We start from the raw sequence: 11,935 nt of genomic DNA on the forward strand, positions 1-11,935 counted from the left end.
ATTAGTTCTCTGGTTCCACCAGCTGCTGCAGTGCAGACAGGCTGTCGCTCAGCAGCGAGGCCTTGTGCACGTCCTGGCCGAGGAATTCGACGATTTCCGGCCAGCGTGCCAGCGCCTCGTCGGTGGCCGGGTCGCTGCCACGCTGGTAGGCGCCAATGGCGATCAGGTCGCGGTTGGCGGTGTAGGCGGAGAGCAGCCGCTTGAGCTTGCGGATGCGCAGGCGCCACGGTTCGTCGGCGATGTCCTGCACCACACGGCTGACCGAGGATTCCAGGTCGATGGCCGGGTACAGGCCGCTGTCGGCCACCCGACGCGAGAGCAGGATGTGGCCGTCCAGGATGGCGCGGGCGGCGTCGGCGATCGGGTCCTGCGGGTCGTCGCCTTCGGTCAGCACGGTGTAGAACGCAGTGATCGAGCCGCGGCCCTTCGCGCCGTTGCCGGCGCGTTCCACCAGCGCCGGCAATTTGGCGAACACCGACGGCGGGTAGCCGCGGGTGGTCGGCGGCTCGCCCACCGACAGGCCGATCTCACGCTGCGCCTGGGCGAAGCGGGTCAGCGAATCCATCAGCAGCAACACGTTCAAGCCCTGGTCGCGGAACCATTCGGCAATGGCGGTGGCGCGGTAGGCGCCATGCAGGCGTGCCAGCGGCGGGCGGTCGGCCGGGGCGGCCACCACCACGGCGCGGCGCAGGCCTTCTTCGCCCAGGGTGGTTTCGACGAAATCGCGCACTTCGCGGCCACGTTCGCCGATCAGCCCGACCACGATCACGTCCGCCGAAGTGAAGCGGGTCATCATGCCCAGCAGCGTCGATTTACCGACGCCGGAGCCGGCGAACAGGCCCACGCGCTGGCCGCGGCCGATCGGCAGCATGGCGTTGATGGCGCGCACGCCGACGTCCAGCGAGGTGGTGATGGGTTCGCGCGCCAGCGGGTTGATCGACACGCCTGCCATGCCGACGCTGCCCTCGGCGCGGATCGGGCCCTTGCCGTCGAGCGGGGTGCCGTCGCTGTCGATGACGCGGCCGAGCAGGCCTTCGCCCACTTCCACGCCGCCGCGGCGCCGCGAGGGCACCACGCGCGCGTTCGGCAGCAGGCCGTGCAGTTCGGCGCTGGGCATCAGGTAGGTACGTTCGCCGGCAAAACCGACCACTTCGGCGTCGACCCAGCCGCCATCGACCTCGACCTTGCAGGTGGCGCCCATTGGCGCTTCGCAGCCGGTCGCTTCCAGGGTCAGGCCGACCGCGCGGCGCAGGATGCCTTCGCGGATCAGGGTGCGGCCGGCGGTGGGTTCCAGGCCGAGCGTGCCCAGGCGCGTGGCCAGGCGCAGATTGCGTGCATCCAGCCAATCGGCCGGGGTGGCGCCGAACAGGGCGCTCACAGGCCCGCTCCGGATTTGCGCATGACTGTCTCCAGCGCGGCCCGCAGGCGCGCATCCAGGGTGCCATCGACGCGCACGCTTTCGGCGTGCACGCGCAGGTCGCCGCGGCTCAGGCTCATATCCGGGGCCACGCGGGTGGTGCTGCTGGGCGCCAGATGCGGTAGCAGCGCGGTGATGTCGTCCGGGTGCAGGCGCACCTCGACCTCGCGGCCGGCACCGCCCACCGCATCGACCGCCTCACCGACCAGGTCGGCCAACAACTGCGGTTCCACCTGGTAGGCGCGCCCGACCAACTGGCCGGCGATGCGCACGGCCAGCTCGCCAAGCGCGCCGACCACCTCGTTTTCCAGCCGCGCCAGCGGGCGGGTGAAGTTGTCCAGGATGCCGTCGATCTGCGCGGTGAGACGGCGCACCTCGGACTGGCCCTGGGCAAAGCCCTCGGCATGTCCGCGGGCGAAACCTTCCTGCTGGGCGGCGTCTTCGATGGCCTGGATCTCTTCCAGGGTCGGCGGGCGCAGCACCGGCTCGAGCATGGCCGGTTCGTCGTACTCCGGCTCCGGCAGGGCCGGGGCCATGTGCAGGTCGGGGGCCAGCCAGCGGGTGACCACGTCGTTCATACCATGGCCTCCGCACCGGCGCCGCCCAGGCTGATGGCGCCTTCGTCAGCCAGGCGGCGGACGATGGTGAGGATTTCCTTCTGCGCCGCTTCCACGTCGGCCAGGCGCACCGGGCCGCGCGCTTCCATGTCCTCAAGCAGGATTTCGGCCGCGCGCTGGGACATGTTGCGGGTGATCTTTTCGCGCACCTTGGTGTCGGCGCCGCGCAGGGCCAGGCCCAGGCGCTCGCCGGAGACTTCGCGCAGCAGCGTCTGCAGGCCGCGGTCGTCCAGGTCCACCAGGTTGTCGAACACGAACATCAGGTCCTGGATCTTGCCGGCCAGGTCGGCATCGATCTTGCCGATCTCGCCCAGCACGCCCTGGTCGGAGCCGGTGTCCAGGAAATTGAGGATGTTAGCCGCCACCTTGATGCCGCCCACGTTGGACGACTTCAGGTTCTGGTTGCCGGCAAACTGGCGCTCCATGATGTCGTTGAGCTCGCTCAGCGCGTTCGGCGGAATGCCGTCCAGGGTGGCGATGCGCAGCAGCACGTCGGCGCGGGTACGCTCGGGCAGCAGCTTCAGCGCTTCGGCGGCCTGGTCACTGTCCAGATGCGCCATGACGATGGCGATGATCTGCGGGTGTTCATTGCGCACCAGGTCGGCGACCGCGCGCGGGTCCATCCACTTCAGGGTGTCCAGGCCGGTGGTGTTGCGGCCCAGCAGGATGCGGTCGATCAGGCCACCGGCCTTGTCGGCGCCCAGCGCCTGGATCAGCACGTTGCGGATGTAGTCGTCCGCGCCCACGCCAAGCGAGGTCTTGCCCGCCAGTTCGCCGTTGAAGTCGTCCATCACCTTTTCGACCTGATCGCGCGAGATGCCGGTCATGGTGGCCATGGCGATGCCGATCTTCTGCACCTCCTTGGGGTCCATGTGCTTGAGCACCTCGGCCGCATCGCTCTCACCCAGCGACAGCAACAGCACTGCGGCGCGCTGCACTCCGGTCATCGGTTGTGTTTCAGGCTTCACTGGCGACCCATCCCTTCACGACTTGTGCGACACGTTTTGAATCGGCTTTGACTGCCTCGCGAGCCACGCGCATGCGCTCTTCGTAGGCGTCTGGCAGAGCGATCGGGGTCTTCTTGTCCTGACCGATCTGCGCGGTGTCTTCTTCCAGGCGGGGCATCAGGTCGTCGTCTTCGTCGACCATCCGCACGTCGGCGCTCTGTGGAGTGCCATCCTTGCCAGCCTTGGCCTGCTTGTCCTTGACCGCGGTCACGCCAGTGAGCTGACGCAGGGTGGGGCGCACCACACCGAACAGCAGCGCCAGCACCACCACCGCACCGACCAGCAGGCGCAGACCGTTCTGCACGCGCGGGTCTTCCCACCACTTCGGGCCTTCCTCGCCCGCCACCGCTTCGCGCACGAACGGGGCATTCATGACCGACACCGTGTCGCCACGTGCCGCGTCGAAGCCCACCGCCTGCTTGACCAGGCCTTCGATGCGGGTGAGCTCGGCGGCGGTAAGCGGCTGCTCCACCATCTTGCCCTTGGCACCGGGGCGCGGCACGTTGTCCAGCAGCACCGCCACCGACACCCGCTTGATGCGGCCGGCCGGCTGGCGGGTGTGTTGCAAGGTTCGGTCCAATTCGTAGTTGCGGGTGGCGCTCTTGGAACTTTCGGTCGGCGCGGCGGGTGCGGCGGCCTGGCTGTTGGCGGCCGCTGGAGCCCCGGGGGCGCCTGCGACGGCCGGTGCCGGCGGCTGGCCCGGGCTGTTGCTGGTGGCGCCCGGAGGGCCCTGCGGGCCGGTGGCGCTGGTGCTGGTGTCGCTGACCTGCTCGCTGCGCAGCTTGGCCGGCTCGCCGTTATAGAGTTCGCGGGCTTCTTCCACCACCGAGAAGTCCATATCCACGCTGACTTCCGGGTTGACCCGGCCCGGGCCGGTCATCGGCTCGAGCAGCTCGCGGATGCGCTGGTTATAGGAGCTTTCCTGGCGGCGCACCTGTTCGAACTGGGCGGCGTGCTGGGCAGCGTCGCTGTTCGGGTCGGCGATGGAGAGCATGCGCCCGCTCTGATCGACCACGGTGACGCGCTCGGGGGTCATGTCCGGAATGCTGGAGGCCACCAGATTGACGATGGCATCGACCTGATTGCGCTCCAGGCCCTGGCCGCCGCGCAGTTCCAGCACCACCGAGGCGCTGGCCACATCGCGCTGGCGGGTGAAGGCGCTGGGCTTGGGAATGGCCAGATGCACACGCGCCTCGCGCACCGGGCGCAGGGTGCCGATGGTGCGCGAGAGTTCGGTTTCCAGCGCATGCTGGTAACGGGCGTTTTCCACGAACTGGCTGACGCCAAAGCCCGGGTCCTTTTCCATCAGCTCGAAGCCGCCGCCGGTTTCCTTGCCGGTCAGGCCGGAGCCGGCCAGCTTCAGGCGCGCGTCGTACAGGCGATCCTGCGGCACCGAGATCGCGCCGGTGCCCTGGTCGATCTTGAACGGGATCTGCGCGGTGCGCAGCAGGTCGGCAGCTTCCGCGTTGCCCTTCTCATCCAGGCCGGTGTACAGCGCCTGGTAGCCCGGCTTCTGCGACCAGAAGAAGACCGCCAGACCGGCCGCGACCGCCAGGGCGATCATCGCCATCATGGTCAGCTTGCGGGTGATCTGCAGGCTGCGGACACGGTCGAACCATTGCCCCGCCTTCTCGGCGTTCTGGTTCATGTTTTCTTTGCTGATCGCGAGAGCCATGTGTCGTCAACCTTTACAGCGGCATGTTCATGACGTCCTGGTAAGCCTGGACGAGACGGTTGCGGACTTCCACGGTGGCGCGGAAGGCCACCTGGGACTGCTGGGAGGCGACCATGACCCGTGCCAGATCGGCACTGGGGTCGCCCATTTCGAATGCTTTGGACAGCGCGCCGGCCTTCTGCTGCGCCTCGTTGACGCCGCCGATGGCGCCGCGCAAGGTCTCGCTGAAGCTCGGTGCCTGGGTGGCCGGCGTTCCCTGTGCGCCGGCCAGCCCCTGGATCTGATTGCCACGCGCCGCATCGCCCACCGCGCCCATGGGGCCTTGGCCCATCTGCGTCTGGTAGCTGCGGATCTGCGAAAGGATCGAGGTAACGGAGTCGCTCATGGGTGCGGTCAGCCAGGAAGGCATCCACACCAATGCAAGCGGCGTGCCGAAATCGCGCCGGGATTCCGGCGCGGGTATGTTCCTGTCGCGGCTGGGGCGTTCGGGGCGCAGCGTGATTGCCCCCATCCGCCCTTCGGGCACCTTCCCCCGCAAGCGGGAGAAGGGGAGTGATGGATAGTCAGTTGCAGTGCAACCAACAGATCACGCGCAGCCCGGCTGTCCTTCTCCCGAAGCGGGAGAAGGTGGCGCGCAGCGCCAGATGAGGGCAACACCATCAATGGCGAAGCGGCTCAAACGGGGCGATGCGCGGCGCTGGAGTGAACACATGCCCCCATCCGCCCTTCGGGCACCTTCCCCCGCAAGCGGGAGAAGGGAACCGGTAGGCGACCAGTCGCAGCGCAACCAACAGATCACACGCAGCCCGCTTTCCTTCTCCCGCGTGCGGGAGAAAGTGGCGCGCAGCGCCGGATGAGGGCAGCACCATCAATGGCAACGCGGCTCAAACGGGGCGATGCACGGCGCTGGGGTGTAAACACATGCCCCCATCCGCCCTTCGGGCACCTTCCCCCGCAAGCGGGAGAAGGGGAGTGATGGATAGTCAGTTGCAGTGCAACCAACAGATCACACGCAGCCCGGCTGTCCTTCTCCCGCCAGCGGGAGAAGGTGGCGCGCAGCGCCGGATGAGGGCAACACCATCAATGGCGACGCGGCTCAAACGGGGCGATGCGCGGCGCCGGGGTGTAGACACATTCCCCCATCCGCCCTTCAGGAACCTTCCCCCGCAAGCGGGAGAAGGGAACCGGTAGGCGACCAGTCGCAGCGCAACCAACAGATCACACGCAGCCCGGCTTTCCTTCTCCCGCCAGCGGGAGAAGGTGGCGCGCAGCGCCGGATGAGGGCGACTGCAAACGGAAAAACACCCAAGCAGCACGCTCGGGCGCTAGTCCGGCAACCACGCGGCTCGCCAGGTGTCCAGATTGCTGCCGCTCAGCATCCAGTCGCGCCGCACTACCTCACGCAGGGCGGCTCCCTTGGCGCGCGTCGCAGCCGGATCGGCCAGATGCTCGCGGATGGCGCCGATCCAGTCGCGGTAGCGGTTCTTCACCAGCGTCACCGGCAGGCTGCCCTGGTAGCAGCGCACGTCGCTGGCGATCACCGGATAACCGCAGGCGCCGTACTCCAGCAGGCGCAGATTGCTCTTGCATTCGTTGAACAGGTTCTGCTCCACCGGCGCCAGCGCCAGATCCAGGTCCAGCGCCGCCAATGCGGCGGGGTAGTGATCGATCTGCACACCCGGCTGAAACTGGTGGATGTGCTGGCGCAGCGCGAACGGGTACATCCCCATGAACACCCATTCCACCTCGCCGGCGAGCTCTTTCACGACGTCGGCAATTAGCTCCAGATCGCCGGTGTGGCTGGCGCCGCCAGCCCAGCCGACGCGCGGCTTGCCGCCGTGGCGCACCGGCCGCTCCGGCAGCGACTCCCACCAATGGGGCGGCAGGCGGTTTTCTGCCACGCGAATATCGCTGTGCAGGCCGGCAAACGCCTCGGCCAGGGCAGGGGTGGAGACCACGAAGCGGTCCACCATGCCCAACCCCCGCCGCACCGTCTTCAGGATGTCCTTGGGCATCTGCGCGCGGTGCGCGTTCTTCAGCGGCAGATTGGGCAGGTAATCGTCCAGCTCGTAGACCTTGAAGGCGCGCGACAGCGCCTTCATCCGCCGCATCGCTTCCAGCCGAGCCTCGCCGACCTGGCGCTGCAGGATCACCACGTCAGGATACTGACGCGCCAATTCGGCGATCTCCAGGTAGCCATTGAACAGCACACCCTCGGCCAGCCCGGCCTCGCGCAGGGCGCGCAGCGGCTGGATCACCCGGTAATGCCCGCAGCCCTCGATATCGGCCGGCAGCGCCAATACGCGCGGCAGCGGCCGCCACGATTGCAACGGCCGCCAGCTGGCGCGCGGATCGGCCAGCGCGAAGCCCGCGCCCGGGTCCAGCGAAAACCCGGGGTTGTAGGCCGGGTCGTTGGCCATCACCGGGAGCCAGCGCGCGTACATCGCCTCTTCCTCGATGGCGGTGGCGGGTAGTGCGTCGGGTGGGTCGATCAACAGCTGCGCGCGCGCGGCATAGACATTGAGGTAGCCGGCCTGCTGCAGTCGCAGGCATAGATCGACATCGCTCCACTGCGCCAACGCAGGCTCCTGCGCAAAACCGCCCGCGTCGATAAATAACTGACGCGGCAGCATCAGGCACTCGCCACTGAGTGCGCTGTAGTTCTGGTCCAGTTGCAGGCGCTGCAGATAGCCCGATTCGTCGAATGCCGCACCTTCGAACGCGCGCGCCGCCGGTGCCCCCAGGCCCAGCAGCAGCCCGGCGTGATGCACGGTGCCATCGCCTCGCAGCAGCTTGCCGGCGACTGCGCCAACCTCTGGCCGCAGCGCATGGTTGAGCAACTGATCGAGCCAATCGGCTTTCATCACTGCGGCACCGGCAGACAGCCATAGCAGCACGGCCCCACGCGCGTGTTCGGCGGCCGCATTGCAGACCGCCTCGCGCGCTGGTTCGCCGGCAAAGCGCAGCACGCGGATCTGCTGCATGCCCAGCGCCTCGATGCCGGCAAGCCAGTCGCGCAGCTCTGGTTGGCTGCTGGGGCGGTCCAGCAGCAACACCTCGTAATGCGGGTAGCTGGTATTGGCAAGAATGCTTTCCAGGCAACGCTGCGCCTGTGGCAGGCGGCCGTCGATCAGCGCCAGAATGCTCACCAAGGGCTGCTGCGCGTGCCGGTAGTCCACTGCATGCCGGCCGGGACCGGCGCTGTGCACGCGCCCGTCCATATACCCGCGCGCGGCGAGGTGACGGGCAATGGCCCGCTGTTCGTCTTCGTCGTCATGCGGCAGCGCGGCCGATGCAACCAGCAAGGGCTCGGCGATATGACGAATGCAGCCCAGCCCGTAGCGCTCGATCAAGCCGAGTTGGTAATCCAGTTCAAATGCCGCACCTGGTCCCGTGGGGAAGCCGCCATCGGCCAACAGCGTGCCGTGCCGGAACAACCAATGCCGCGACATCGTCGACGGCGCGCTCAGCAACACATCCAGATACAGCGCCGGCCGCAGCGCCAGCCCAAGCTGGCCGTGATCCAGAGCCACGACCTCGTCAGCGTAGATCGCCTGGCACTCGTCGGGCAAGGCGAGCATCTCCAGCGCCAGCATCAGCAGGCCGCTGGCAGTGAACAGGCTGCCGGCGTCGACCAGCAGCACCCAATCGATCGCGTCCTGCGCGGCGATGACGCGATTGAGCGCTGCCGGCAAGCCGTGCTCGTCGATCAGCACGCCGCGCTCGCCAAGCCCGGCAACTTGCTGCGGTGCGCTGCTGATGACCCAGGTGTGATGCTGCCGATAGCAGGCCACCGCATCCAGACTGGCCCGGGTTGCCGCGACCGCTGCGGCATCGCCTTGGCGGTCGATCAGCAGTACCGCGATGCGCGGCCCGCCGGCATGCGCCTGCAGGCGGGCATCGATCAACCCGCGCTGCACATCGCTGGGATGGCGCACGCCCAGCCACGTCGCAGGCGACACCCGCTCGGCCATCCCGGCGCTTTGCATCAATGCATTGACCAGATCCACCGGCTTGAACACCCGCGCCTTGTGCGGGCTGAGCGGTGCGACCCGCACCTGCCGGTTATCGCCAGTCTCGCGTCGCCACCCGAGCTGACGGATGCCCTGACGCAGATCCTCGTGCCCCTGGTCGCCGACGCCGGGTTGGTCGCGGCCGGTCTGGCTGAACTGCGCGCTGGACACGCGGAAGTGCGTGAGCGGGCTGGCCAGAAACGCCAGGTTGCCGTGGCGCAGCAGCTTCACGTAGATCGCCAGATCGCCGACCCAGTGGATCGGCTTGCCGTTCAACATCATCAGCGTGTCGCCCAACGCCACCAGGTCGGCGCGTCGGCACAGCACGCAGCTGGGCTCGCCGATGAAGTTGATGGCGTGGTCGGCTAGGAACGACACCAGCTCCGGCCCATCGATCAGCACGTCTTCGTCGAACGGAAAGCTGGTGGCCAGGATGTCCGGCAACGGCGCGCCGTCGTCATCGATCCGCAGCCGGCGCGAGGACGCCAGCATGGTGCCGGGGTTGCGTTCCATCGCCGCGACCAGTTGCGAAATGCAGTCTGGTTGCAGCACGTCGTCGTCGTGTAGGAACTTAATGTAAGTGCCCTGTGCAAGGCTAATCCCTTTCAGCTTGCTGCCGAGTTCGCCAAGTCGAACTGGATTGCGGAAATAGCGGATCGGGAAAGGGCATTCCAGCGCATGCCGCGCGACGCATTGCTCGATCAGCGCATCGACACTGTCGTCGCAGACGATCAGCTCAAGTCTGGGGTGGGACTGCAGAGCTCCGCTCCTAAGCGCTTCATCCAGATAGCGCAGCTTGTAGGCGGGCATCACGATGCTGACAAGTGCACAGGTGGCGGAGCGATCGTCTGAGTGGTGCATCATGGGCCAATGAGCAGTTCGAAAAAAGGCGCTTAGGCGGGGTCGATAGCAAACAGCGGGAGGTCCGGACAGGCAGTAACGGTTTAGATCATCGCGTGGAGGCGATTTAGCGCTTTCCACGCGCCTTCGCTGCCATTCTTGTGACCCTGCCATATCTCCGGGATGAAGCTCGGCTTGTGCGGGAGACTGCTAGCGATTGTCAGGAATTCTCGCCAATCCACTTCGCCATCTCCGATCTGGAGACCTTCGCCATCCACACCTCTGGCATCAGCCAGATGCATATGCGCGATATACGGGGCGACCGTGCGCACGAACGCTGCAAACGATTCGCCGCGATGATTGCAGGCGAGTTTGGAATGGGACACGTCCAGGCAGATGCGCAGTCCATGTTTCTTGCAGAACGCGGCCGTGGAGTCCGCATCAACGAAAATGTTATGGAATTGCTGCCCACCGAAATGCCAGGGAAAAGGTGGCATTGTCTGCGGGAGGATCTCGACTCCGCTCGTGTCCAGTTGCTCCAAGCTCAGTTCCAGTTGCGCGTACAACGTGCTCAATGCATCGGCAGGACAATGTCCGGACCGGCTAAAGCCGCCGACGTTGGTGACGATGAGCGGGCAAGCGGTACGTTTGAAATAGGGTGTTAGTTCGCGGGCGAGCTCGATGACGCGCTGCATTTCATGCACCGAGCGCTGGCGATACGCGTCGTCAGGCGAACATAGGTCCAGCGTGTGGTCGCCCGCAAATAGTTCCGGGGCGTGCACGACCAGGCCCAGATCCAGCGGTGCAGTGAGCAAAGGACGGAAGTCCAGTTCCAGGTCTTTGTAGCTGAGATGGATCTCGAGAAGGTCCATGTTCGATTGGGCCCTGATCGCGTGCAGGTCGTGGTAACGCACCGGCACTCCCCATGGCAAAGCGAAATTGTATTCGCGCGCGCTGGTGGTGCCCTCTCCAAGATCGCTGGGAAAAAAACACTCCCCCGACTTCTTCGATGTCGAAAGGCTGCGGCCAAGCAACTCGTGCTTACGATTGGGCTGTAGTCCCTGGCCGGGGCTGCGGATTTGTACCATCTCGGCGGTCACCACGCTGCCGGCGGGGATGTCACAGGCGGCGACCAAACTCTTGGCCAGCGTCTCGCGGTTCATCAACTCACCCTGCGACACCTGGCGCGGGTTGTGCGTCCCGAGCGCCTGTTCCACCTGTCTGATTCCTTCCACCATGCGCGAAAATTCGCTCGGCAGCAGGCTGACCTTGTGATCGTTGCCTTCCTGCTCCCTGTCCAGGGTGAAGTGCTTTTCGATGACCTTGGCACCCAACGCCACGGCAGCCACCGCAACATGGATGTCACGCTCATGGCCTGAGTAGCCCACTAGCCCCCCACTGATCTCCTTCAAATGTCGCAAGTAGTGGAGATTGACGTCTTTGAACGGAGCAGGGTAGGTGGAATTGCAGTGCAGCAGCACGAAGTTCGCGCCGACGCTATGCAGGTGGCGCACCCCATCCAGGATCTCCGCCTCGGTGCACATACCGGTTGAACAGATCATTGGCTTGCCGCTGGCGGCAATTGCCTCGATCAGTTCGTAATTGGTGAAGTCTGCCGACGCAACCTTGTAGCCTGGTAAGCCGTAGTGCTCGAGTTTGCTCAGGCTGGTGTGATCCCACGGGGTGCACAGCGGCACCATGCGACGTGCACGACAATGGTCGAACGCACGGAACAGGTCGCTGTCAGTGAGCTGAAAGCGGCTGAGCAGGTCTAGCGTGTACTGTGCGCCCAGATCGGCGCTGGCGTCGTTGCTGTCGCCTGCGTTGCGGTAAAGGGTCTGCAGGTCGCGCATCTGGAACTTGGCGCAATCGGCGCCTGCGGCAGCGGCGGCGTCGATCAACCGCAGCGCCGTTGCCAGGTCGCCCTGGTGGTTGTTCCCGATCTCGGCGATGACAAAGGTGGGTGCGTCCTCGTCCAACAGGCGCCCCTCAAGTTCCAGGCGTACCTTGCCCGACAGTGCCACCGCCTTGATGCGCTGATTAGGGTCCAGCAGCGGGACCGCCAGCACCTTGTGGCTTAGCAGGGCGCGGATGGCATCGGGCGCATCAGTGTCGGCCGCGGCCACGAAGCACCGGTTCATCACCAGCGACACCGGCGCATTCAAATCGATCTGCGTGGTCTGGGTCAGCCAGCGGCGCAGGTCTCCATCAGTGAGTACGCCTTCCAGGACGCCGCTCTCGGACACAGCGAAAATCAGCCGCTGCGCGTTGCCGCTCATCTTGTTGAGCGCAGCAATCAGGCTGTCCTCGGAAAATATGACGAGTTTTGCGAGGTCTCGGGTAATGCGCATGCGGGGGATGGAATC

8 protein-coding genes are annotated in these 11,935 nt (G+C 66.1%); 1 reads left to right on the forward strand and 7 read right to left on the reverse strand.

All coding sequences use genetic code 11. The features are described from left to right. Position 1 precedes the first annotated feature (1 nt). From RZV17_RS09810 to fliE, 5 genes are read right to left on the reverse strand one after another with little or no spacing between them, the layout of a single operon-like run. Positions 2 to 1,378: a FliI/YscN family ATPase gene (locus tag RZV17_RS09810; protein WP_355608962.1), complete on the reverse strand. Its 1,377-nt coding sequence runs from the start codon at positions 1,376 to 1,378 to the stop codon at positions 2 to 4. After that, entirely contained in the window at positions 1,375 to 1,995 is a 621-nt protein-coding gene (locus RZV17_RS09815; protein ID WP_039407761.1) for a FliH/SctL family protein, read from the reverse strand. Before RZV17_RS09815 ends, RZV17_RS09810 begins: the two co-directional genes overlap by 4 nt. Then, positions 1,992 to 2,981 carry a flagellar motor switch protein FliG gene (fliG, locus tag RZV17_RS09820; RefSeq protein ID WP_355608965.1) on the reverse strand — a complete coding sequence of 330 codons (990 nt, stop codon included), beginning with the start codon at positions 2,979 to 2,981 and terminating at the stop codon, positions 1,992 to 1,994. Before fliG ends, RZV17_RS09815 begins: the two co-directional genes overlap by 4 nt. 10 nt (positions 2,982 to 2,991) lie before the next feature. Beyond that, the gene (gene fliF / locus RZV17_RS09825) at positions 2,992 to 4,716 is read right to left on the reverse strand and encodes a flagellar basal-body MS-ring/collar protein FliF (protein WP_355608968.1); all 1,725 of its coding nucleotides are present in this window, start codon (positions 4,714 to 4,716) and stop codon (positions 2,992 to 2,994) included. 13 nt (positions 4,717 to 4,729) lie between these two features. After that, positions 4,730 to 5,101: a flagellar hook-basal body complex protein FliE gene (gene fliE, locus RZV17_RS09830; RefSeq protein ID WP_010373676.1), complete on the reverse strand. Its 372-nt coding sequence runs from the start codon at positions 5,099 to 5,101 to the stop codon at positions 4,730 to 4,732. Here fliE and RZV17_RS09835 point away from each other — a divergent pair. Next, a complete protein-coding gene (locus RZV17_RS09835; RefSeq protein WP_355608971.1) occupies positions 5,100 to 5,279 on the forward strand; it encodes a hypothetical protein in 180 nt (59 codons plus the stop codon). The two genes, fliE and RZV17_RS09835, sit on opposite strands and share 2 nt — an antisense overlap. 762 nt (positions 5,280 to 6,041) lie before the next feature. Here the strand turns inward: RZV17_RS09835 and RZV17_RS09840 are convergent. Together RZV17_RS09840 and RZV17_RS09845 are read right to left on the reverse strand one after the other, a co-directional pair. Next, positions 6,042 to 9,539 (reverse strand): glycosyltransferase, encoded by a 3,498-nt coding sequence (locus RZV17_RS09840; protein WP_355608974.1) that lies wholly within the window; start codon positions 9,537 to 9,539, stop codon positions 6,042 to 6,044. A 134-nt stretch (positions 9,540 to 9,673) separates the two neighbouring features. Continuing rightward, entirely contained in the window at positions 9,674 to 11,920 is a 2,247-nt protein-coding gene (locus RZV17_RS09845) for an N-acetylneuraminate synthase family protein (RefSeq protein ID WP_355608977.1), read from the reverse strand. Positions 11,921 to 11,935 lie beyond the last annotated feature (15 nt).

It is taken from the genome of Xanthomonas cannabis, from assembly GCF_040616535.1.
Taxonomy (GTDB): Bacteria; Pseudomonadota; Gammaproteobacteria; order Xanthomonadales; family Xanthomonadaceae; genus Xanthomonas; species Xanthomonas cannabis.